Annotated in this window: 22 protein-coding genes and 1 tRNA gene; 9 read left to right on the top strand and 14 right to left on the bottom strand. The window is 47.8% G+C overall.

What is annotated here, in order from left to right; all coding sequences use genetic code 11:
- Positions 1-235 precede the first annotated feature (235 nt).
- The 5 genes from J3491_RS04325 to J3491_RS04345 all read right to left on the bottom strand — a co-directional run bounded on the left by J3491_RS04325 (position 236) and on the right by J3491_RS04345 (position 5,551).
- A complete protein-coding gene (locus J3491_RS04325; RefSeq protein ID WP_207969319.1) occupies positions 236-1,873 on the bottom strand; it encodes an Rne/Rng family ribonuclease in 1,638 nt (545 codons plus the stop codon).
- A 153-nt stretch (positions 1,874-2,026) separates the two neighbouring features.
- Positions 2,027-2,734, bottom strand: coding sequence for a Maf family protein (locus J3491_RS04330; protein WP_207969320.1), 708 nt, complete (start codon positions 2,732-2,734; stop codon positions 2,027-2,029).
- Positions 2,735-2,924: 190 nt separating this feature from the next.
- Entirely contained in the window at positions 2,925-3,410 is a 486-nt protein-coding gene (gene mreD, locus J3491_RS04335) for a rod shape-determining protein MreD (RefSeq protein WP_075102266.1), read from the bottom strand.
- Between the two features lie 74 nt (positions 3,411-3,484).
- On the bottom strand, positions 3,485-4,339 hold the full coding sequence (gene mreC, locus J3491_RS04340; protein ID WP_075102265.1) for a rod shape-determining protein MreC: 855 nt from the start codon (positions 4,337-4,339) through the stop codon (positions 3,485-3,487).
- 174 nt (positions 4,340-4,513) lie between these two features.
- A complete protein-coding gene (locus tag J3491_RS04345; RefSeq protein ID WP_075102264.1) occupies positions 4,514-5,551 on the bottom strand; it encodes a rod shape-determining protein in 1,038 nt (345 codons plus the stop codon).
- A 611-nt stretch (positions 5,552-6,162) separates the two neighbouring features.
- On the opposite strand from J3491_RS04345, the gene gatC reads away from it, so the two are divergent.
- From gatC to J3491_RS04380, 7 genes are all read left to right on the top strand, one after another.
- Positions 6,163-6,477: an Asp-tRNA(Asn)/Glu-tRNA(Gln) amidotransferase subunit GatC gene (gene gatC / locus J3491_RS04350; protein ID WP_075102263.1), complete on the top strand. Its 315-nt coding sequence runs from the start codon at positions 6,163-6,165 to the stop codon at positions 6,475-6,477.
- Positions 6,478-6,552: 75 nt separating this feature from the next.
- The gene (gene gatA, locus J3491_RS04355; protein ID WP_207969321.1) at positions 6,553-8,049 is read left to right on the top strand and encodes an Asp-tRNA(Asn)/Glu-tRNA(Gln) amidotransferase subunit GatA; all 1,497 of its coding nucleotides are present in this window, start codon (positions 6,553-6,555) and stop codon (positions 8,047-8,049) included.
- On the top strand, positions 8,049-9,575 hold the full coding sequence (gatB, locus tag J3491_RS04360; protein WP_207969322.1) for an Asp-tRNA(Asn)/Glu-tRNA(Gln) amidotransferase subunit GatB: 1,527 nt from the start codon (positions 8,049-8,051) through the stop codon (positions 9,573-9,575). Before gatA ends, gatB begins: the two co-directional genes overlap by 1 nt.
- A 115-nt stretch (positions 9,576-9,690) precedes the next feature.
- Positions 9,691-9,767, top strand: a tRNA-Pro gene (locus J3491_RS04365).
- Positions 9,768-9,969: 202 nt separating this feature from the next.
- On the top strand, positions 9,970-11,037 hold the full coding sequence (locus J3491_RS04370; RefSeq protein WP_100749081.1) for an ATP-binding protein: 1,068 nt from the start codon (positions 9,970-9,972) through the stop codon (positions 11,035-11,037).
- A 10-nt stretch (positions 11,038-11,047) separates the two neighbouring features.
- Positions 11,048-11,365, top strand: coding sequence for an STAS-like domain-containing protein (locus tag J3491_RS04375; protein ID WP_100749080.1), 318 nt, complete (start codon positions 11,048-11,050; stop codon positions 11,363-11,365).
- Between the two features lie 30 nt (positions 11,366-11,395).
- Positions 11,396-11,839: a hypothetical protein gene (locus J3491_RS04380; protein ID WP_207969323.1), complete on the top strand. Its 444-nt coding sequence runs from the start codon at positions 11,396-11,398 to the stop codon at positions 11,837-11,839.
- Here J3491_RS04380 and J3491_RS04385 read toward each other — a convergent pair.
- Entirely contained in the window at positions 11,831-12,136 is a 306-nt protein-coding gene (locus J3491_RS04385) for a monooxygenase (protein ID WP_100749078.1), read from the bottom strand. The two genes, J3491_RS04380 and J3491_RS04385, sit on opposite strands and share 9 nt — an antisense overlap.
- A gap of 154 nt (positions 12,137-12,290) precedes the next feature.
- On the opposite strand from J3491_RS04385, the gene J3491_RS04390 reads away from it, so the two are divergent.
- A complete protein-coding gene (locus tag J3491_RS04390) occupies positions 12,291-13,235 on the top strand; it encodes a DUF1853 family protein (protein ID WP_207969324.1) in 945 nt (314 codons plus the stop codon).
- A gap of 54 nt (positions 13,236-13,289) precedes the next feature.
- Here J3491_RS04390 and J3491_RS04395 read toward each other — a convergent pair whose 3' ends face one another.
- The 7 genes from J3491_RS04395 to J3491_RS04425 all read right to left on the bottom strand — a co-directional run bounded on the left by J3491_RS04395 (position 13,290) and on the right by J3491_RS04425 (position 21,502).
- Entirely contained in the window at positions 13,290-13,820 is a 531-nt protein-coding gene (locus J3491_RS04395; RefSeq protein ID WP_207969325.1) for a DUF2726 domain-containing protein, read from the bottom strand.
- A 286-nt stretch (positions 13,821-14,106) separates the two neighbouring features.
- Positions 14,107-15,369, bottom strand: coding sequence for an SPOR and LysM peptidoglycan-binding domain-containing protein (locus tag J3491_RS04400; RefSeq protein ID WP_100749075.1), 1,263 nt, complete (start codon positions 15,367-15,369; stop codon positions 14,107-14,109).
- Between the two features lie 240 nt (positions 15,370-15,609).
- Positions 15,610-16,977 (bottom strand): bifunctional tetrahydrofolate synthase/dihydrofolate synthase, encoded by a 1,368-nt coding sequence (gene folC / locus J3491_RS04405; protein WP_207969326.1) that lies wholly within the window; start codon positions 16,975-16,977, stop codon positions 15,610-15,612.
- 163 nt (positions 16,978-17,140) lie between these two features.
- Positions 17,141-18,118 carry an acetyl-CoA carboxylase, carboxyltransferase subunit beta gene (accD, locus tag J3491_RS04410; protein ID WP_178377953.1) on the bottom strand — a complete coding sequence of 326 codons (978 nt, stop codon included), beginning with the start codon at positions 18,116-18,118 and terminating at the stop codon, positions 17,141-17,143.
- A gap of 319 nt (positions 18,119-18,437) precedes the next feature.
- The gene (gene trpA / locus J3491_RS04415) at positions 18,438-19,262 is read right to left on the bottom strand and encodes a tryptophan synthase subunit alpha (protein ID WP_207969346.1); all 825 of its coding nucleotides are present in this window, start codon (positions 19,260-19,262) and stop codon (positions 18,438-18,440) included.
- A gap of 130 nt (positions 19,263-19,392) precedes the next feature.
- On the bottom strand, positions 19,393-20,667 hold the full coding sequence (gene trpB / locus J3491_RS04420) for a tryptophan synthase subunit beta (RefSeq protein WP_241900632.1): 1,275 nt from the start codon (positions 20,665-20,667) through the stop codon (positions 19,393-19,395).
- A 163-nt stretch (positions 20,668-20,830) separates the two neighbouring features.
- Complete coding sequence (locus J3491_RS04425) at positions 20,831-21,502, bottom strand: phosphoribosylanthranilate isomerase (RefSeq protein ID WP_207969327.1); 672 nt, start codon at positions 21,500-21,502, stop codon at positions 20,831-20,833.
- 245 nt (positions 21,503-21,747) lie between these two features.
- Here J3491_RS04425 and J3491_RS04430 point away from each other — a divergent pair, with 245 nt between their 5' ends.
- Positions 21,748-23,352, top strand: a complete 1,605-nt coding sequence (locus J3491_RS04430) for a cryptochrome/photolyase family protein (RefSeq protein WP_207969328.1) — start codon at positions 21,748-21,750, stop codon at positions 23,350-23,352.
- Positions 23,353-23,369: 17 nt separating this feature from the next.
- Here J3491_RS04430 and J3491_RS04435 read toward each other — a convergent pair whose 3' ends face one another.
- Positions 23,370-24,149 (bottom strand): DUF4230 domain-containing protein, encoded by a 780-nt coding sequence (locus tag J3491_RS04435; protein WP_207969329.1) that lies wholly within the window; start codon positions 24,147-24,149, stop codon positions 23,370-23,372.
- Positions 24,150-24,222 lie beyond the last annotated feature (73 nt).

The raw sequence follows: 24,222 nt of genomic DNA on the forward strand, positions 1-24,222 counted from the left end.
TGTCATAGCGCCAGCTGTTTTATTGGCTGCGCATATATAATTCAGTGGTGTGTATTATACATAGAATTTTGGTCATTGCAAGAGTAATATCAATGGGCGCTTGAGATTTTACCCTTTATAAACAAGCGTTTTTATCGATAATATTTTTATTAAAGTCTCTTTTACACCCTCATAAAACATCAATAAAACCTCTCAATAATGGCTGTTATTCTAGGGTGTGTATTCAATTCACTCGCTAGTCTAAAACGATATCATACTGCTCTTGGGTGTAGAGGTTTTCGACATCGAAGGTGATAACCCGGCCTAATAAATACTCCAAATCAGCGACGGTATCTGATTCTGAGGTGAGCAGTAAATCGATCACAGCGGCATGAGCCACCACGGTAAACTTTTTTGGAGAGTTATAAGTGCGAGCGCAGCGCATGATTTCGCGGAAAATCTCAAAGCAGACGGTCTCAGCGGTCTTAACAAAGCCGCGACCTTGGCAGGTAGAGCACGGCTCACAGAGCTGCTGCCCCAGCGATTCACGGGTACGTTTGCGCGTCATTTCAACCAAGCCCAGCTCACTGACTTGGGTGATTTTGGTCTTAGCATAATCTTGCGCCAACTGCTCTTGCAGACTGGTCAATACGTCATCTTTGTGCTGCTGCTCGAGCATATCGATAAAGTCGAGGATAATAATACCGCCCAGATTGCGCAGTCGTAGTTGGCGGGCGATGGCATGGGTGGCTTCAAGATTGGTCTTATAGACCGTATCCTCTAATGAGCGACCACCGACGAAAGAGCCGGTATTGACATCAATGGTCGTCATGGCTTCGGTTTGATCGATAATCAAATAGCCGCCAGATTTGAGATCGACACGGCGTTTGAGCGCATCTCGCAGATCATCTTCGACTCGGTGCACATCAAATAGTGATTGCTCTGCCGTGTAGTGAACGATGCGATCATAGATAAAGGGTACAAACTCTTTGGCAAAGTATCTGACTTGCTCATACACCTGCTTATTATCGATGACGACTTTTTCGGTATCACTATGTACCAAATCGCGTATCGAACGTAACGGTAAGGATAATTCTTGATAGATCAGCTCTGAGCTTTGATGATGATTGATCTCTTGACGGCGTGCGCAGATCGTTCGCCATAACTGCAACAGATAGTAGATGTCTTCTTCTAGTTTTGCGACTGGCACACGCTCAGCGGCCGTACGTGCAATCAGGCCGCCCTTGAGATTGACTGTCTGCATCAGATAGGTCAGCTCGGTTTTTAGACGCGTGCGCTCATCAGCGCCATCGATACGCTGTGAGATGCCGATATGGTCGCTCGATGGTAGATAAACCAAATAACGTGAAGGCAGCGAGATATTGGTGGTCAAGCGCGCGCCTTTACTGCCGAGCTGATCTTTGGTCACTTGCACAAGGATACGTTGGCTCTCATGCAAACGGTGCTGAATCAAGGTCTTGGCGGCTGGTACGACTTCTGTACTCTGTACCTCGACCACAGGCGGCGTCACTGCTAGGTCTTCTGTCGCACCAATCACGGCGTCATCGCTAATCGCGTGCTCATTGGCCATACCATCGACAGTAGCACCAGCTTGGGCGTGACTGTCGTTGGCTATTACGTTTGTCTTATCTACTACCGGACGCGGCTCGCGCTGCATATCGTTGACATGTAAAAACGCTGTGCGTGATTGACCGATATCAACAAAAGCGGCCTGCATACCTGGCAGGACACGTACCACCGTACCCAAATAAATATTGCCCACCAACCCCAATTTATGATGACGCTCAATATAAATCTCGCCCAAAATGCCGTTGTCTAGCACGGCGACACGCGACTCCATTGGACTAATATTAATCAGCAGCTCTTCGGACATAATATTTTTCTCTTATCTCTCAGCTTTCTTATTCGACGTTCATCGCCTGTTAGGCTTACAGTGTAACAAATGCGCCTTGTGCTTGCCCATTATCCTAGCGTGTCATTATGTGGATAAAAAGTGTGCGCACAAAAACAACTCAGCAGCTGATTATCATGACACGCTTGCGCTGCTGTGCTGGCTGAGGGTGTTGATCAGGGCCAACGTTTGCGCAAGTGGCAAGCCGACGACATTGGTATAGCTACCGTTGATACGGCTCACCCAAGCAGCGCCCAACCCCTGAATGCCATAACCTCCTGCTTTGTCTTGAGGCTCGCCGCTGTCCCAATACTCACGCATCATCTGCGCCGTTAAGGGGATAAAGGTCACCTCCGTGCGCTCCGTGAGCTGCTGCTGAGAAACGACCTGCCATACAGGCTGCTTAGGTGTATGGACGGCTGCATGGGCAGCGGCGTTATCGCAGGGCACCAGATGAGCAGAGCGGGCGATAAGGGTCACTTGCACCGCTGTCCATACCTCATGCGCCGTATCAGACATCTGCTGCCACATCTCATACGCCTGCTCACGGCTTGTAGGCTTGACCAGCACCGTCTTGCCGTCTGCTAAGACACCGATGGTATCGGCTGTTAACACCAGACGCGACTCAACGTCTTTATCGGCATCCTCTTCCCTGCTGGTAGCATTTAGCTGCTGTACCGCGGCGTCGGCTTTGGTCGCGACCATGCGCTCGATATAGTCTTTGGGGGATTCATTGGCATGCGGGGTTTCGTCGATATCGACACTCATGACCGTAAAGTCCAGCTGCGCTCTAGACAACAGCTCACGACGACGCGGCGAGCCGGACGCTAAAATAATATCCATTATTCATCTCTTATTATATAAATTTGTCTGGTTGTACAAACTTGTGGGCTGACAGCGCTTGCAGATAAGGTCATAAATACGGTCATGTTGATTCGTTTTAACATTTCATGAGGGCGTATTTTGCTAGCAGCACGCTCAGTGAGCGCGCTTGTCTTATAGGATGATCGACTCGCTCATGGATGCGTCAGTATCAACGCGCAAACTTACGTAGCACCAAAAGCACCAAAGGCCAGCTAAGAATACTCATGACTAATGACAAAGCGGACTGAGCGACAAACACATTTTGGATAAACATTTGCAATATCCACAGCGTCAACTGAAAGATCAGCAAACTAAAACTGGCAAGTAGCCACGCGCTCCATGTATTTAATTGTCTGACATAAATACTGGTAACTTTGATAACAAAAGCGACCAGCACAGCAGCAAAGGCTTGCTGACCTAAATGGGTATCCATCAACAAATCGGCAATGATGCCCACCGTAAAGGCGGTAAAGATACCGACATAGCGCGGCTGAAACAACAGCCAAAAAATCAGCACCATAATCATGACCATGGGTCGCAAGGTGGCCATACTGGGGCTTAATGGATAGACATTGAGGGATGAGGCCACGACGATACTGACAATAATGACAGCAATCAGCAGTACTGTTTCATTCTCAGAATCAGGATACGACATGAGCACTTACCTTAATGAGACGTAGCGGCTGCAAACGCCAAACGATGAGATACCTTCTTAGGCTTAGGCGATAGCTAATTGATGACGGTATTGTTTTTATTAATCAGCTTGTCTTGCAATATCAGTACATAGGCATTGTCAATAAAATTGGCAGTGGGTGTGACCTCGATGCTTCTAAAGTTATCCGCCTGCGTGTCCTCGATCTGAGCGATACGGCCAACGCGATACCCTGCTGGGATACGGCCACCCAACCCTGACGACACCAGCTCATCCCCCACCCGCACATCTGAGGTTTTAAACACATAATCCAAACTCAAAGACGTCGGGATGCCTTTGCCTGTCACGATGGCACGCTGACCGGTACGTTTGACCGTCACCGCCACAGACTGCTGCTCATCGGTGATTAGTAGCAATCGGCTGGTGTTGGGATAGACATTGATGATTTGCCCCAAAATACCATCTTCGTCGATGACCGTCTGACCCACCTGTACGCCATCTTGCGCGCCTTTATTGATGACCACAATTTGCCTGAGTAAGTTGGTGTCGGTACCAATCACTTGCGCCAAATTAAGATCAAACTGCTCAGGCTTGGTGGTCGACAAAATGCCTTGCAAGCGAGCGTTTTGTGCCAAGATATAATCTTGCTGCTGCAGCTTGGCCTGCGCGTGGATCAGCTGTGATTTTAGCTGCATGTTTTCGCGGCGCAAGGCTTCTTTGGACTGTAAACGACCACTAGCCCAGTGCTGAGCATAACTCGGCAACAGTGACAGCTGATAGATGGGCTGCATGGCGGCATGGCTGGTATTACGGACAGGGTTAAACCACTCTGCGTTTTTGCTATCAAACCACATCAGTATCGAAGCGACTATCAATACAATGGCAGTCTTACGAAGTGATAACGGCTGACGGGCAAAAATACTTGGAATCATAAGAGGTCTAATTAGCAATTTTAAAATAAGCAAGAATATGGTCTTGCTTTTCATGGCTTGAGCGTACTTTGTACTTATTAGGGTCTTTTGAACATGATGGATACTGCCACGCGCTCTACTGCCCTCATTAGCGCACGACTAGTACCACCCCAACCATGCGCCTGCTAAAACCGTTTAGACAAAAATCATGTTTAGGCTTTTGTTATTGATAAAATCAAGCGCAATACCACCACCGCGGCTCACGCAGGTCAATGGATCTTCGGCGACCGTCACTGGCAGACCGGTCTCTTTGGAGATAAGCTTGTCTAAATCACGTAATAGCGCACCGCCCCCTGTCAAGACAATACCGCGCTCAGCGATGTCTGATGATAGCTCAGGTGGCGTTTGCTCGAGTGCTGCTTTGACCGCACTGACGATACCGCTTAATGGATCGCTAAGGGCTTTTTGTACTTCTTCTGAATTGACGGTAAAGGTCTTTGGCACACCCTCTGCCATGCTACGACCACGTACTTCTACCTCTAGCTGACTGTCTTCGTTCAGTGCCGAGCCTACTTCTTGTTTGATACGCTCAGCCGTCGTCTCACCGATGACGCAGCCATGGGTACGGCGTACGTGGGTGATAATGGCCTCATCAAACATATCGCCGCCGATACGAATCGACTCGGCATAGACGCAGCCAGATAGTGCAATCACAGCAATCTCAGTGGTACCGCCACCGATATCCACCACCATCGAACCGCTGGCTTCATGGACAGGCATGCCAGCACCGATTGCTGCTGCCATTGGCTCCTCAAGCAGCAATACTTTATTGGCGCCCGCTGATGACACCGCCTCACGTATCGCTTTACGCTCTACCAAAGTAGACTTGCATGGCACACATACCACCACATTTGGCTCCGCCATAAAACGTTTGGCTTTTACCTTAGTGATAAAGTGCTTTAGCATTTTTTGGGTCACCTCAAAGTCTGCAATCACCCCGTCTTTTAGTGGACGAATGGCGGTGATGTTGGCAGGTGTACGACCTAGCATCTGCTTGGCATCGATACCAACAGCGGCGACGGTAGGGTTTTGAGTACGATTACTTCGTAGCGCGACCACCGTAGGCTCGTCAAGCACGACGCCTTTATTAGGAATAAAAATGAGGGTGTTCGCAGTACCGAGGTCGATAGCGATATTATTTGATAAAAATCCAAACAGGTTCATGACTAATATTTCCAGCGTATTACAAATGAGGCGAATGAGGCGAATGAGAGTGACTGAGGCGTTCCTCGTCAGTGTTGAGCAGGTCGTCGATAGACATTACCTGTGGCGAAAATTGAACCTCGCAACAAGTCAAACCTAAGCAATAATAATGAAATGAAAAAACTGAGGCAAATTATACCGATTTGGCTCAAAAAAAACATAGATATTTGCGTTAGTAAGTCAGGATTTTGGTCCTAAATGCTAAAAGTTGTTACAAAGTTTGAAATCGTCAGCAAGACCATTTGACTTCATGAAAGACCATTTAATTCAATAACTAACAAGGCGCTACAGACAGATGATGATTTTGCTCAGTAGCAGGTGCATACTGTAACGTATTTCAGCGAACAATGGGTGAGCATTTAAGAATGAAACACTAACTATACGGTCAGTTTTGTAAATCATTTTAACTTGGTTGATATTATGCATCAATCAAATGCTGTGCTCTGTAAACTTAGGCCAGATGCTTTATAATAAGCCAACTCAAGATACAATCTTATTTAGCAATCCTCTTATTTTTAGTGGTCACGTCTTGACACCACCCAAATTGACACTAACCAAAACTGTCCTTCATTGGAGAAACTATGTCACAGCAACCAGCAACGTCTGACAACAACGTCAGCCGTGAAGAAATCTTAGAAGTTGCCAACCTTGCCCGTTTGGGCGTGGATGAAAGCACGGCGAGCAGCTACGCGGACGACATCAGCAAAGTGTTAAAACTGATGCACACGCTAAGCAGTGTCGACACCGCAGGCATCAAGCCTTTATCAAACATCCATGAAGCCTGCCAAGAGCTGCGTGCTGACGTCGCCAAACATGATATCGATCGCACGCGCAATCAATCGGTCGCACCAGCGATCGAAGACGGCCTATATCTGGTGCCACAAGTGATTGAATAACGACTTGCATGACTCTATTAGCTTTATTGGCTTTATCTTATTTTATGCTATTAACACTTTGACGGACGACACCCTATGTCTGAGATTCACCTATTAAGTACCGAGCAGCTGATTACAGGCTTGCAAGAAAAGCAGTTTAGCAGCGCAGAATTAACCGAACACTATATCAAACGTATCGACGCCCTAGACGCTAAGGTCAACAGCTTTATCACCCACACCGCTGAGACGGCGCGCGCGCAAGCGAAAGCCGCGGACGAGATGCGCGCCCAAGGCGATAAACGCCGCCTGCTTGGCGTGCCCATGGCGCATAAAGACATCTTTTGTACCCAAGGCGTGCTGACCACTTGTGGCTCAAAGATGCTACACAATTTTGTCTCGCCTTATGATGCCACCATCGTGACCAATATCGAAAAAGCGGGCATGATCAGCCTAGGTAAGCTCAATATGGATGAGTTTGCGATGGGCTCGGACAACAGCAGCTCTTACTATGGCACGGTACAAAACCCATGGAATTTGGAGCGCGTCCCTGGTGGCTCATCTGGTGGTAGTGCAGCCGCTGTCGCCGCCGGTTTTGTGCCTGTGGCGACCGGTAGTGATACGGGCGGCTCGATTCGTCAGCCAGCTTCGTTTTGTGGCCTCACCGGCATCAAGCCCACTTATGGCCGTGTGTCACGCTTTGGCATGATTGCCTATGCCTCAAGTCTCGACCAAGCCGGTAGCATGGGCAAAAGCGCCAAAGACTGTGCCTATCTGCTGCAGCCGATGATCGGTCATGATCCGCGCGATGCCACCTCCATCAAGCACGACATGCCAGATTATGTACAAGACATCAATGATGCAGAGGCCGCTGCAGGCGACAAACCCTTTGCAGGATTACGTATCGGCGTCGCCAAAGAATACTTTAGCAAAGGCCTCGACCGCGAAGTCGAACAAGCCGCTCGTGCCGCACTCAAAAAATACGAAGAGCTGGGGGCGACCATCGTCGAGGTCAATATCACCGATCCCGATATCACGCTGGCCACTTACTATATGCTCGCCCCTGCCGAAGCGTCTTCCAACCTATCACGCTTTGATGGCGTGCGCTTTGGCTATCGCTGTGAAGCACCAAAAGATCTGATTGACCTATACACGCGCTCACGCTCTGAAGGCTTTGGCCCTGAAGTACAGCGCCGTATCCTCACTGGTACTTATGCACTATCGGCAGGCTATTTCGACGCTTACTACACCAAAGCGCAAAAAGTGCGCCGCTTAATTGTCAAAGACTTTGATGATGCTTTTGCCAATTGTGATGTCATCGCTAGTCCCACCGCGCCGACCGCAGCTTATAAGCTGGCAGAAGACCTCGATCCTGCGACCATGTACCTAGGCGACGTGTATACCATCGCAGTCAACCTAGCTGGTCTGCCCGCACTCAGTCAGCCCGTTGGTTTGACCTCAGAAGGTCTGCCGATCGGTTTACAGTTAATCGGTAAGCACTGGCAAGAAAGTCAGCTGCTAACGACCGCTCATCTGTTTCAGCAGCATACCGATCATCATCTACAACACTCACTCGTCGCAAAGGAGACGGTATAATGAACACAGCTACTACGACTGAGAATACCGCTCATAACGACAGCGTTCGTCCCGAATTGTTTGTTGATGGTTACGAAGTGGTCATCGGCATTGAGATTCACTGCCAGCTAAACACTGACAGTAAAATTTTCTCTAGCGCCCCAACTGACTTCGGCCACAAGCCAAACAGCCAAGCCAACATCGTCGATTTAGGCTTACCTGGCGTGCTACCGGTACTCAACGCTGGCGTGGTCGAGCGGGCACTGAAGTTCGGTATGGGCGTCAATGCCGAGCTGGGTCTTTTTAACACCTTTGATCGCAAAAACTACTTTTATCCTGATTTGCCCAAAGGCTATCAAATCACCCAAATGGCCAACCCTATCGTGGGTACCGGCTATATCGATGTGGTGGTCAATCAAGGCGAAAAAAACGAATACCCAAAACGGATGGGTATCACCCGCGCGCACCTAGAAGAAGACGCGGGTAAATCAGTCCACGATGCCGTCGATGGCATGACGGGTGTCGATCTCAACCGTGCGGGCACGCCGCTCATCGAAATCGTCTCTGAGCCTGACATGCGCTCAGCGGATGAAGCGCTGGCTTATATCAAGGCCATTCATCAGCTGGTCACTTGGCTGGGTATCTCGGATGCGGTCATGGCAGAAGGCTCATTCCGCTGTGACTGTAACGTCTCTGTGCGCAAACCTGGCGGCGAGCTCGGTACTCGTACTGAGCTCAAAAACCTAAACTCGTTCCGTTTTATCGAGCGCGCCATCAACCGCGAAATCGAACGTCAAATCGACATCATCGAAGACGGCGGTAGAGTCGTGCAGGCAACGATGCTCTATGATCCTGAGCGCGACGAAACCCGCACCATGCGCACCAAAGAAGACGCCAACGATTATCGTTATTTCCCTGACCCTGACTTACTGCCTGTCCGTATCGAGCAGCATATGATTGACAGCATTCGTGCTGCCATGCCTGAGCTACCTGTGGCTCGCCGTGACCGTTTTGAGGTAGCGCTTGGTCTGTCAGAATACGATGCTCGCATCCTAACAGGCAGCCGTCAGCTTGCTGATTATTTCGAAGCTGTGGTGGCAGAAGTGGGCCAGCAAGATGCCAAAATGGCAGCCAACTGGGTGATGGGCGACTTGCTCGGTGCCCTCAACAAAGATGATAAAGACATCACCCACTCCCCTATCAGCGCCAAGCAATTGGCTGGTATGCTGGCTCGTATCAAAGACGATACGCTATCTGGCAAATTGGCCAAAAAAGTCTTTAGTGCCTTATATGAGCGCGAAGGCGGCGACGGCGATGATGCGGCAGATAAAATCATCGAAGAAAAGGGCCTAAAACAAGAAACGGACACTGGCGCTATCAAAGCCATGGTCGAGGAGGTCATCGCCAACAATCAAACGATGGTAGATGAGTATAAAGGCGGCAAGCAAAAAGCCTTTAATGGTCTGGTCGGGCAAGTGATGAAAGCCAGCCGCGGTAGTGCCAACCCGCAGCAAGTCAACCAAATTTTAAAAGAGCTGCTGGGATAGCTCTGCTAATATGGCGCTCATACTGGCTATGGATATGTCAAATTTTGGGGCAAATGGGTAGCAAGATAAATAGCCCTTGCAATATGCCTAATTTTGCGTAAAATAGTCAGTCATTCGGGGCGTAGCGCAGTCTGGTAGCGCACCACACTGGGGGTGTGGTGGTCGCAGGTTCAAATCCTGCCGTTCCGACCAAACATCGAATTAGGGCAGGCATAAATTGTCTGCTCTTTTTTTGTCTGACTTCGACAAATCATATTTAATTAAACTCTCTATATATTATTGAAATAAGTTAATGCCCACTTTAAAAGAATAGACTTATATCTGCTCTCTATAGATAGACATTTCTACCAATTCTGTTATTGTTGCTTATCCTATAAGCCATAGCACCTTCCCAATGAAAAAGACGACATTAGAACAAAAGAACTGGATCAAGAAACTTAATATCAAAGTAAGAAAGAGCCATAGCAAAAAAGATAGAACTATTAGGCTAATTTCTCATAGTAAGAAGCGAATTGAGTTTAATAAGAAATTAAGTCTGTTCCATGGTAACGAAAGAACTAAAATAATAAAAGTTTTGAGGTCTTTATCAAAAAATACTTATAACCAGTTGTATCTTGACTTTAGAAAACTAGAACTGATTGAACCTCTGACAGCCCTTCATATCGTACATGTATTGAATAAATATGAAGATCTCGATATAAGGTTCAAATCACGTCATAGCCAAAGCATAGTACCTAGAGCTGTCTTCACGCTGTTAGGTCTAGATAGGGTATTAGGTCTAAGTAAAATTACAAAAAATAAGCATATAGAGATTGTTGATAACTGGCATATGTTCTCAGGAAACAACTGTGATTTACCAGAAGACATGCAAAGTCATATACTAATGATCTACCAGAAATTTACTGATCAGAATATCCCTTTCAAACTGGTGACTGCTATTAATGAAGCTATTAATAACGTTATTCAGCATGCTTATATGAAAAGCTCAGATCCTGACTTTCAAAAATGGTATGCTCTTACACGTATTGATGAGAAATGTATTGTAGTTGTGGTATCTGATTTAGGAGTGACAATTCCTGAAACAGCGCCTCTATCTATTCTTGAAGTCCTTCAAGGCAAAGCTAATAAGGTTAAAGAAGGAATACTAGGAGCAGATCTAGCATCATTAAAAGACCACTCTGACTCTAAGTTAATACAGCTTGCTACAAATTTAGACACGACTCGTACTAAAGAAAAAGGTAGAGGAAAAGGCTTCAATGATATATTAGATTTAGTTAGAAGAACGAATGAATTTCCAGAGATTAAGCAGGTACATACCTCAGTACTTAGTAAAAGTGGTAGTTATTTATTACAATCTAACTCAGACGGTAGTGCCAAAGAGTTGTCTCTTAATAAGAACTTCGACGATTTCGAATCGAAAATTGAAGGTACTGTAATTTCTTGGGTTATTAGATTAGTTTAAGGAGTTTGTAATGATGGCAACAATTAATGTAGCTAAAGACTTTTCTTTAATGCCTTCAGGTAGATCTCATACTGATGGCAGCTATACAGGTGAGCATTTTTATGATTATTTAGTTCGTATTATGAATAGCATTCCTGAAGATGAGAAGATTATTGTCAATTTTGATGGTATTTTATCAGCAGGCTCCTCTTTTCTTGAGCAATCTTTTGCTGGACTTATTCGTAAGAAAAATATAACTAAAAGTAAGTTTTCTGAAAAATTTATTATAGAAGCTAATGACTATCCTGAAATTAGAGAAAAAATACTGAGATACGTAAAAGAGGCTTAATTTCAACTATCTAAAGGCTCTAATTTAAATATGAGTGATTATTTAACTGTATTTTCAATTGCATTGGCCGTTATTTTTTTCCATTTTCAGAACCTCAAAACTAAGCAACATCGTTGTTTAGATGAAGTGGTTAATCGTCTTGATATTATAACTACTATTGCTTTAAACTCTTGTAACACGCACCCCTATTCACGCTCTCAAGGTGAGTATGATTTCAATTCCAAGATTTTGAGAAAAAGTATCGATAAATTTAAATCGAACGCTCCTACTCTTTTACTTAAAAAACATGAGTTCGATACCTTATCGAAAGAATGCATAGAATTGCTAGAATATATCGAAATGCATACTCCAGTTGAGTCGCCTGAAAATATAGAAACAGATACAGACGGAAAAATGATCAACAAATTACATACCACTATTAAAGTTCATATGCTTGCTAATAAAATAGTAAGTAGAATATATAAATTAGTATAAAGACGCCTTCGTAATCGCGCTCAGCGCTTCATTGATGACAAACACTTTAGACTTGATGCCTGTAAATCCAAACGACTCTAAGCGCTCGGTATGCTTGGCCAAATACCGATCGGCGTCATCTAAGTTATCAAACACATAGATACCACCCGCTTCTTGCGTGTCTTTATTTTCTGTCCATAATTTATAGACCAGACCGCGCTCGTTTGCGATATCAGCGGCCAGCTCTTTCATCGCGGCAAAAAACTCGTGACCAAAAGGCCCACTATAGGGAAAGTCGATTTGTAATAGGTATTTCATGGCATATTCCTCATCATATAAGATGGATAAATGGCCGCCCATTAGCGGCCAGACAGTTGCAATTTTAGCATAATATAATACGTCATCGATTGACTATAGACTTTTGGTACATGAGCCGCTAGGGTAAACGTACACTGTAATGATGGTTTATCCTATGATCGAGCCGACGGCTCATGGCCCGTTTACTTATCTACATACCGCACCGTGGGAAGCTTATCGGCGCCCCTATGTGCGCGATTTGGCTTATGTGCTAGCCTGCCCCACTGTCTTAACAAAGTGGTTGGACGTTGCGCCGCATCAGAACACACATACCGTGTCGGTCCATAGCGCACACTTTTGGCAGCAGCAGTTTGCAGCCTATCAGGCACGCTTAAAGGAGCTCGATACCACCAATGCGTATCAGGCGCTGACGCGATATCTGCTGACACGTCCCAGTCCCAATCGCTTAGGTTTTCACTTTGAGGGATTGTTATCATTTTGGCTAGAAGATGGCTTTGCGCGCAAATTACATCCATACGAGACACTTGCTAACAATGTGCAGTTATATAACGGCAAACAGACGACGGGCGAGCTGGACCTGATTTTATACAATCATCAGGACAATCTGACCGAACACTGGGAGCTGGCGATCAAGTTTTTTATGGGGGCACCGCCTTTTGAGCCTGCAAACTGGGTCGGTATCAATTCCAATGATAACTTACAGCGCAAAATGACCCACATGCAGACCAAGCAGTTCCGCGCTGTGTGGGTCGATACCGCTGATCACGGACAAGTAAAAATCGACAAACGCTACGGTATTATCAAAGGCCGCTTTTTTTTGCCGCTCAATATCTATGGCTTTGATAAACCTGATTGGCTAACGCCCAGCTTTCCGCTGCATGAATGGTGCGATAACAGCGACGCCGTCAGTCTTGCGACGCTCGATATGAGCACTCTGCGGCGCGCGTACTATATTGAGTGGTTTACCAAACGCAGCTTTTATGACCGTTACGCCAGACGAGCGCTTGTACAGACTTGGTCAGAGAAGAGCTTGCCAAAGACAGGGCTATATTTTGAAGGCGACAGGCCAATTGTCATCTATCCGCGGCAGTGTGAGTAGCCCGCACCCTCAATCCGAGAGGTCAGTTTTAATCACGGCCAATGACGATCATTATCAGTACGTCTCAATCACCTGCATCAGCTCATATCTGAGCATATCCGCGCTTGGCATACGCTCAGCGTGAAAGCGCACGATAGGAATACCTGCACTAGCAAGGGCTTTGTCCTTTTTGTCATCGGCTTTTTGGCGTGATTTGCTGCTATGTGTCCAATCATCAAGCTCGATAGCCACCAAGGTGGTCTGTGCGTCGATATCGACGATGACATAATCGACACTCTGACGACAAATGCGGTTAAACCAAAAGCTACGCTCGGAGGTCTCATCGCTATTGGCTTCGATGATTCGCGACAGCTGCACCTGTACAAATATGTGATACTCGGGCAAGGCGTTTTTTAATTTTTTAAAAAAAATCACCTCAGTATCAGTCATGATGGGCATCGGTGCAAATGGCCAAATGGCCAACTCATCACCGCGCACAGGCTTTGGCTCAGGCTCGATGCTTTGACGCTTTGAGGATAGCTTTGGTAACGTGATTAGCCCTAAAAATCCAACGGCCAATATTAAAAATATAACGCCAAACGACATGGTTTTACCTTATAAAATAAACAAGTGATTATCCAAGTTCCAGCTGCGACGGTTCACAAGCACAGATGGGCATTTGAATAATCACGGCAGGTCAACCTTTTTAGGCTGACAGGTGATACAAAAACAGAATAAATGCGCGGCATGGTAGCGAAACCTACCCAGCCGAGCAATCAATAAAACAAAAAACACGACATCTAGTGTCGTGTTTTCTCATATCATAGAAACAGCGAAGGCGTCTATACTCACTACCAGCACTCACTACCAGCGGCGATACATTAATCGCGGTTTAGCGCCAGTATAATACCCAAGCGCTGGTGGTGTTTACTTTAGGGTCGCTGTTGATCTTGTCTTTGAGCGCCAGCGCTGCCACTTTACCGCGCTCAGGACCGACGATGACGCGGACACCGCGACTGGTCGGACTGGTCTTTACTTGATACCCTGCTGCCTGAAACTTTTTGGCCAATTCATCTGCTTTGGCCTGATCATTGGCAAGTGCGACTTGCACCCCAAAGCTTCCTTTGGCATCGGTTTCCTTGACCTGTTGGCGAGCGTCACGCAGTTTTTGCTGCGCATCACGTTTGGCCTCTGCTGATTTTTTTGCCAATGCTTCTTCTTTTTTGCGCTGCGCTTCACGCGCTTTTTCGGCTGCCGCTGCTTCTCGCTCTAGACGCTGTACTTGTTTGCGTGAAGGAATAGTCAGTGTCTGACCCAGCTGCAGTGAGGTCGAGGGTGACATATTGTTTGCCTGAGCCAGCGCTTCCACCGGTACGTTATACTGTCTGGCAAGTTTAATCAGGCCGTCGCCTCGTTTGACTTCATAGTCAGTGGGGGATTTGGGCGGCTCTTTTTTGGCGGCTTCGGCAGCTTTTTCAGCCGCTTGCTTTTTTGCGGCGGCCTGCTCGGCAGCCTGACGCTCAGCTTCTGCTTGACGCTCAGCTTCTGCTTGACGCTTGGCCTCTGCTTGTTGCTTGGCTTGTTTGGCTTGTTCCGCTTGCTGTTGCCGCTGTGCCAACTCTTTGGCGGCTTGTTGCTCTTTGAGAGCGGCTTGACGTTTGGCTTCTTGCTGCTGGGCAGTTTTTAATTTTTCGGCGGCGGCTTGCGCCGTATTGCTATCAGTGCTTTCAGAACTTTCCGTACCTTCAAGGCTTGCTGTTGCCGAAGCGGTATCGTCTTTTTTCTCAGCTGCGGTGCTGTCGCTATCGTCAGCAGCGGTAGTGTTTGTTATATATTGTTGGCTTTCTGCGCGCGCTTTGGCTAGTGCTTCAGCTTCAGCAGCTTCTTGCTCAATCAAAAACTGCTGAGCACGTCTTTCTTGCTCTGCGACGCGAGCGGCGCGCTCTTTTTGTTTTTGTGCCAAGATGCGTTTTTCTGTTTCGATGTCTGTTGTCAATGGCGGCTGCGTGGTTTGCTCAGTACTTGAGCTTTCGACCATCGCTGAGGTCGGCGCAGGCTGACTGTTATCGCCGATTTGTTGCACCATAGCGTATAGCATCACGCTACCGCCGATAATCATCCCAATGCCCAATAAGGCTTGTCTCGAAAAGTTCATCCGTTTACGTCTCTTAGTTGGTAATAAGGTTGATTGAGCGGCGCAGCTATCGCTTTAAAACCTTGGCGGGCAAGGCTCTACAAGCTTACCCATCCGTCAGTTTTTTGGCGTTATACGCTATATTTCAATCACTTTGATTATAAAGCATATTTTTCGCGCTGTCTGCTATCACACTTGTGCTAAGCGTAACATGAAAGCAAAGCCCTTTTCATCACTCACGGGTCGTCACATCATCGACCATCACTGATCGGCAGTCAGTGCTGCTAATGCCTCACCGATAGTATGAAACGAGCCACACACCACGATGAGATCCTGCGCATCGCTCGCTTGCATCACCGCCTGCGTGGCTTCTTTTAATCTGTCAAACTGATGTATCTGCGCCTGCTCGACATGGCGAGACAGGACGCTGTATAAATGCTCGGTACTCGCGGCACGTGGATAGTCAATCTCCGCGATAAACCACTCGCTGATCGGCAAGCCAGCTTGGCTTAAGCGCTGGACGACATGGTCGATATCTTTATCACCTAACATAGAAAACAGCATTTTGATGCTGGCAGGTTGGCTGCCGCTATGACTGTCTATAGACTCGTGCTGCTCAGCGAGGTGCTGCTGCCAAAGCGGTACAAGCTGCGCCAATAAAAACTCGACACCCTGCTCATTGTGCGCCACATCAAATAGCCAATGACGCTGCTGGGTATGGCGGTAATCAAACCGTCCTGCCAGCTTGACTGTCTGCAGCGCCTGCTCGATGGCACTGATATCGATATCTAATGGACTGGCCAGCACAGCTGATAAGGCATTGGCAGTGTTTATAAGCGACAATGCTGGGCGCGGTAGCTGCATCGTGACAGCGGCATTGCTATACTGCCATGTGGCTGAGTCGAGGCTTTGGTAAGCAAAGTCCTGCCCGACCTGATAGCAGCGCGCTTGATGCTGATCAATCGCCTGCTGCACGCTATCTGGCATCGTAGTCGCCCCATAAATCAGCGTGATATCGTCACGCAAGATACCTGCCTTTTCGCGTCCGATATCCTCGACATTGTCGCCCAACCAATCGATATGATCGATACCGATATTGGTAATCACCGCCATGTCAGGATCGATGATATTAACCACATCCAAGCGACCGCCCAGTCCCACTTCTAATACCCATACCTCGCAGTTTGCTTCGGCAAATATCAATAATGCAGCAAGTGTCGTCATCTCAAAGAACGACAATGTCAAATCGCACTGCAGCCGCGCTGCCTCCACCTTACTAAAGGCATTGATTAATGTCTCATCGCTGACCATCTCGCCATCGATACGCACCCGCTCATTAAAAACGCTTAAATGCGGTGATTGATACAGCGCCGTTTTATACCCTGCCGCTTGACACATTTGTGCAATCACTGCGGTCGTTGAGCCTTTACCATTGGTGCCCGCTACAGTAAATACATAAGCATCGTTTTTGGCGGATTGTACCAAGCCTAACGCCTCAGCCACTGGCAACACGCGCGACAGCCCCATGTCAATCGCCGACACATGGATTTGCTGCATATAATTGAGCCATTCGGTCAAACTAGACTGGTTATCGGGCGTACTTGAGGTAGCAACTAAGGAGTCAGACATGAAGAAAACCTATCAAAAAAGAATCAAATAAAAACTGAAGACAGTATATAACTACCTAGCCAAAAAGCAAAAATAGCATTTACCGTGATTGACGATAAATGCTATTTTTTAAGAGAAGTTCTCTAGCTGTGGCTATGCGATGAATGCCATAACCGGTGCGGCGTTACGCATCCACATTGGTGACGTGACACAGTTTTGCCAGCAGACGATAAATGGTATCGATCAGCTGATGACGATGCACCACTTCATCCACCACCCCATGCTCTAACAAAAACTCAGCGCGCTGAAACGGCTCTTCTAAGGTTTCGCGTACCGTCTGCTCGATCACGCGCTTGCCAGCAAAACCAATCATCGCTTTTGGCTCTGCCAAATGAATGTCTCCTAGCATCGCCAGCGAGGCTGTCACACCGCCATAGACAGGATTGGTCAACACTACGATATACGGTACACCCGCCAATCGCAAGCGCTCAATCGCAGCGGCGGTGCGCGCCATTTGCATCAACGACAGCAAGCCTTCTTGCATACGCGCGCCGCCTGAAGCTGCAAAGCAGACCAGTGGTATTTTTTCCTCAAGGGCTTTTTCAGCGGCTTGGACAAACCGATCACCGACCACCGAACCCATCGAGCCGCCCATAAAGCGAAAATCAAAGGCACAAGTGACAATGTCTAGATTGCGCAGCTTGCCATACATCACGATCAGCGCTTCAGACTCGCCTGTCTTGTCTTGTGCTTCGCTCATGCGCTGAGGATACGGCTTACTATCGACGAAGCTCAATGGATCTTTTGCATTGAACTCTTGCCCCAGCTCGCCATCTACTTGATCCAGCAGCCAGTTTAGACGCTCACGAGCGCTCATCGGTAAATGATGGTCACAATGCGGGCATACATAACAGTTAAAAATCAGCGCGGTATTGGTAATCATCGAGTGGCAGTTGCTACACTTGGTCGATGGTTCAGTCTCAACCGCAGTCAATGGAGCGGTCAGTTGCTGCTTAATACCAGGTATTGGGCGATTAAACCACGATTGGCCAGCAGCATTGCCGTTTTTTTCGGCGCTGGGTTTGTCAGTTGCGGTTTTTTCGATATTGTTTGGAGTTGTCATATCAGCTTTGGTTATTGTATCAGTCATAGTATTCGCCATTATCAAAGGCTTACAGGCAAGTTGGCTCGTTTACTTGTCCCTAAGAGTCCATTTATAAAATCAATGTAACCGTCACAGCGCTCGATGATATAAGCCATCAGCAGATACGCTCATGCGAGACGGTCACAATTTATATGTGAGGTTAGTTTACACACGTAAACTAACTTTAGCAAAGCCATTTCGCGCTGTCTTTATAGACATTGTTATTATAAACCCTGTTATGATAAACCTTGTCATTCGTCCAGCGCGCCGTCGCCTCAGCTTATCACCTATCTAGGGACACCTTGGACAACTCACCGCTTACCTATGATACCGTTCGTTAAACTGTCAAACTGTCTAAAGCACCGCGCAGCTCGTCCATTTTTGCCATGATTTTTTGTTGAGCATTGGCCACTGCCGCCGCATCGCTAGCATCGATATCAGCGAAGTTTTGCACCAGCGCACTTCCAACGACAATCCCGTCAGCATGCTGACCGATCGCTTTGGCAGAGGCCGCATCACGGATACCAAAACCCACGCAGACCGGCAGATCGGTCTCTGCTTTGATGGCTTGTACTTGAATGGCGACATCATCGGTATCGAGCGTCGCTGAGCCGGTCACGCCTTTGAGCGACACATAATAAATATAGCCGCCGCAGTGGGTCAGCACTTGCTCACGGCGCTCAGGCAAAGTGGTGGGCGATAATAAGAAAATCTCATTCATCGCGTGCTCAGTCAAGTGCTGAGTAAAGCTCCCCGCCTCCGCTGGCGGCAAATCCACCATCAAAATACCATCGACGCCTGCCTGCTCGCATAAGGTGACAAAATTATCATAACCGATGATCTCGACAGGGTTTAGATAACCCATCAGAATAATTGGCGTTTGCGTGTCTTGCTTGCGAAACTCTGCCACCATATTTAGGGCATCGCGGGTGCTGGTACCAGCTGCTAAGGCGCGCTCGCCTGCCAAGGCAACAGTTGGCCCATCGGCCATGGGGTCAGAAAACGGCAAACCCACTTCGATCATATCTGCGCCATGCTTGACTAAGTCATGCAAGAGGCCGACAAAGTTATCAGGCGTTGGATCACCTGCCATGACATAAGGAATCAGGGCTTTTTTATTTTGCGCTTTTAGGGTTTCAAAGGTGCTTTCAATTCTGGTCATACTTTTAACTCGGCTCATAATCGTCTCTAAAATTAATAAAAACTGGCTATAGTGGCGCTTTACCATTCAATCAAAGAGCCACTCAATGTATGTCATCAACGTGGGTTTGTCGCAAAAACAATGCTCACCACTACAACGCAATCCCTTCTGCCTTCATCACTGAATGCAGATCCTTGTCACCGCGACCCGACATATTGACGACAATGCTCTGATCAGGGGCCATGGTTTTCGCCAGTTTAAGCGCATAGGCGACAGCATGCGCAGACTCTAATGCAGGTATGATGCCTTCTTTTCGTGTGACTTCATGAAAGGCGTGCAACGACTCTTTGTCAGTGCAGCCGACATATTCAACGCGTTTCATGTCTTTTAAGAAGCTATGCTCAGGACCGACGCCAGGGTAATCAAGACCCGCTGAGATAGAGTGCGTCTCTTGGATTTGACCTTCATCGTCTGCCATCAGGTAAGTGCGGTTGCCATGCAGCACGCCGATACGACCAGCGGCCAATGGCGCTGAATGGCGGCCAGTCTCTATGCCATCGCCTGTGGCCTCGACGCCATACATTTTCACCTCTGTATCGTTTAAGAAGTCAAAGAATAGACCAATCGCGTTGGAGCCTCCACCGACACAAGCGACCAGTGCATCAGGCAGTTTACCCGTTTTTTCTAAATGCTGAATGCGCGCTTCTTTACCGATGATTGCTTGGAAATCGCGAACCAGTAGCGGATAAGGGTGCGGCCCTGCAACGGTGCCGATGATGTAATAAGTAGTGTCAACGTTGGTCACCCAGTCGCGCATGGCTTCGTTCATGGCGTCCTTGAGAGTGCGCGATCCAGACGTCACTGGCACCACTGTCGCACCAAGCAGGCGCATACGATAGACGTTCATCTTTTGGCGCTCGACATCATCAGCGCCCATATAGACGATACACTCTAAGCCTAGGCGCGCGGCAATTGTCGCTGTCGCCACGCCATGCTGTCCTGCGCCCGTTTCGGCGATGATGCGTTTTTTGCCGCACATCTTGGCGAGTAAAGCCTGCCCGATGGTGTTATTGACCTTGTGTGCGCCTGTGTGATTGAGGTCTTCGCGTTTAAAATAAATCTGCGCGCCGCCGATCTCATCACTCAGGCGTTTGGCATGATAAAGCGGGGTTGGGCGACCGACATAATTGACCAAATCATTGTGATACTCTTCCCAAAACGCCGGATCAGCTTTGACTTTGGTATATAAGGTTTCAAGCTCTTCTAATGCCGCCATCAGCGTTTCGGAAACAAAACGACCGCCATGGACGCCAAAGTGTCCGCGTGCATCAGGGTATTGATTAAAGTCTTGCACATCTGCTGGATTGGTAAAGGTATTGATAGATTTTGCAGCATCAGATAGCGCTTTGTTTGAGGCATGACTCATGATAATTCCTACGATAAGTGGGGCTTTTAATATAAAGATGAAGGAGATAAAGCGTCTAGGCTTGCCGCCATATCGTCATATAACTAGGCGACAAGCAAAAATTCGGAATAACGAGCAAATAACAAGATATAGACATCACATAGACACCAATATAGCAATTATCTTAGAGCCCGTCAGTGACCGTCTCGTTTTGCCATCGGTCACGTTTGACTGCCTTCATAAAGGCGCGCATTTTGGCAGCGTCTTTTTTGCCTTTAGCAGATTCGATACCGCCGCTGACATCGACGCCATAGATAGGTAAATCAAGTGTGCCTGCGACATTATCAGCAGCGAGGCCGCCGGCTAAGACAATCGGTAGCGCACTGTCCTGTGGTATCAAACGCCAATCAAAGCGCGCGCCCGTACCGCCGTATTTTTGCGGATGATAGGCATCGAGCAAGATACTACTGGCACCCATCGCGGCAAAGCTATCGATACGCGCGCGCACGCTAGCTGCCGTGTCTTGCTCGGCATCGATACGTAGCGCCTTGATCCAGCGTTTATTGACCGCACTTGCCAGCTGCTGGCACTGCTCAGGCGTTTCGTCGCCGTGGAATTGAATGACATCAAAAGGTACATGGTTTGCCAGCGCCAGCAGCTCATCGTGAGTCATATTGACCACCAGTGCCACGACACTGACAAACGCCGGTACAGCGGCACTCAATGCCTGCGCCTGTTTGGGCGTGACAGCACGCGGGCTTGGTGGGTAAAACACCAAACCAACCGCATCCACACCCAACTGCACAGCGGTCTGAACATCACTGAGCTGGGTAAACCCGCAAAACTTCACCTGCATTGTTTGACCTTAATTTGAAAGGCTTAAAAGATTTAATAGGTTCAATATTTACCCTTGTACTGAGCGTATATTGCACTGAGAGTCTGGTGATCCCAATCTCGTTGTATCCCTTTTATATTGACCTGACGCTATGATGCTGATTTGTTACTCATCTGCCAAACCCATTGCATCAAAAAACTTATCCTAGCATACTTTTATTCATAGTTTTGTTTATGATTACGATTGATTGGTATAAGGATAATTGCATGTCTAAGACTGCGTCTGCTAATGACGACAACGATGATAATACGGATATGAATATGCCGCATTATCTAATGTGGTTTCGCCGAGATTTACGACTGCATGACAATACAGCGCTGACGGCACTTTGCGAGCGCGCGCAGGCAGATCATGCGCGCATCAGTGCGGTGTTTTTTTTGACGCCAGAGCAATGGCATGCGCACGATACTTCCTTAGTACAGGTGGATCATATCGCCCGCACCTTGCCCATACTTGCCAAATCGCTACAAGCGCAGCTAAACATCACATTGACTGTACAACGTTGCCCCAGCTTTGCCGACTGTATCGACGCGCTCAGCATACTATGTCAGGACAATAATATCCGCTGTATCATGGCCAATCATGAGTACGAAGGCAATGAGATCGACCGTGATGAAAAATTAGCAAAGCAGCTAGCAAAGGACAATATCGAGTTTGTACGCTGGCATGACCAATGTATTTTGCCACCACAGAGCATCACCACCAATGATGGCGATAGCATGTATCAAGTGTTTACCCCGTTTTATAAAAAATGGCGGCATACTTTGGATATCAGCAGCATACAAATGCATGAAGCCACCGCCATAAATAATAATAAAATCGAGCTAAAATTATCAAAAGACAGCGCGACTACTATCAAAGACATCGAAGCATTGAGTAACAAGGTGGTCAGCGCTTATCAAAAATCACGACAAAAGGCTGATTTATCACAGCATCTCGATATGGATGCTCAATTAACAAAAGCCCGCGCCGCCTACCCTGCAGGCGAAACAGCCGCCTGTCAGCGTCTAAACGACTTTATTGCCGATGACCTCGACGACTATGATATCAGCCGTGATACGCCTAGCCTCGAGGCCACCAGTCAGCTATCCGCCTACCTGACCATTGGCGTCATCAGTCCTAGATTATGCTATCTACAGGCAAGCCTAGCGCAAGAAAAACTACACGGCAATGATGGCGACAATGAAGACATCAATCGCTGGATAAGTGAGCTGGCATGGCGCGACTTTTATCGTCATGTGCTAGTGGACAAGCCGGCCCTTATCCGCCACAAGGCCTATAAAGAAGAGACAGATAAGAAGATTGATTGGTCGTATGACAAGGATGACCTTGAGGCATGGTGTACTGGCAAGACAGGCGTGCCACTCGTTGATGCGGCGATGCGCGGCCTAAATGCGACTGGATTTATGCACAATCGCCTGCGTATGGTCACCGCGATGTTTTTGACCAAGGATTTACTGATTGATTGGCGCTTAGGCGAGCGCTACTTTATGCAGCAGCTGATCGATGGCGACTTTGCCTCCAATAATGGCGGCTGGCAGTGGAGCGCCTCAACCGGTACGGACTCTGCGCCTTACTTTCGGATCATGAATCCCTTTAGCCAAGGCAAAACACATGACAAAGATGGCGTGTTTATCAAAACTTGGCTACCTGAATTAAAAGATATTCCTATCAGCATCTTGCATAGTGAAGACAAGATGCGTAAAGAGCTGGCAAAGGGCGGCACGTTTGCTGATATCGACTACCCTGTGCCGATGGTTGAGCATAAAGCGGCTCGTCAGTTGGCCATTGCTGAGTTTAAAAAATCGTAATACAGTCGACTGACGTGCTACGAGGGCAACTGACACGCGCCCGCACCTTGGGTGGTCACCGTCACCACCGCGCCCGTCATGGCAAATAACTGCTGCAGCTGCGTCTGAGCGTTTTGCAAGGCAATATTCATCACATCACCGCGGCAGGCACGCTCGAGCACTTCTTTTTTTGCCATGGTCTGTGCTTGCGCAAGTATCTTTGGATCGACCTGCATCAGCCCAAACGCGCCCGTCTGCCAGTCATAAATCTCAATATCATCCAGATATACTGAAAATATCTCTGACGGCGGTAAAGTGATATTGATTTGCGGCATCGTGGCAGCGGTATTGACAGTTGTGGCCTGCGTGTCATTTTGGGCAGCTTTGCGCAGCGCTTCACTGTCAGTCGCTGAATCGGGCTGGATGACTTGTACCATCTCAGGCGTCAGCGCACTCAGATCGATCCCTGCATCGACGCGCCCGCGCGCGATAAACAGCCCCTTTTGTTCATCTTGCCACAGCTTCATCCAGCTGCCTTGCCGCTCGCTGGTAATCACTGTATCCACGCTAAAAGCCACCGTTTGTAGGCGGTTCAACTGCTGAATCTGCGTCACCACGCCCTCACGAGTGATGGTTTCGATAGGCGCTTCTTCACTTACCGGCGGCATACTATAGATAGCAAACGCCAGCGCTGCCAAGCCAATCAACAATATCAGCCACGACATAAAGGCAATGGGCTTTTTTGTTGGTGGATTTGGCGCTGGATATTTGTGGTCGCGCGCGTTATCCGCAGGCGCTTTATTATCGGGACGATTCATTGACACCACCTTCAGTATTATCAGTTATATAGATCAGATGAGTCGCTTGGCGACAGCGACTTAACAGCGCTTT

It is taken from the genome of Psychrobacter halodurans (assembly GCF_017498075.1).
In the GTDB taxonomy this organism is placed as follows: domain Bacteria; phylum Pseudomonadota; class Gammaproteobacteria; order Pseudomonadales; family Moraxellaceae; genus Psychrobacter; species Psychrobacter celer.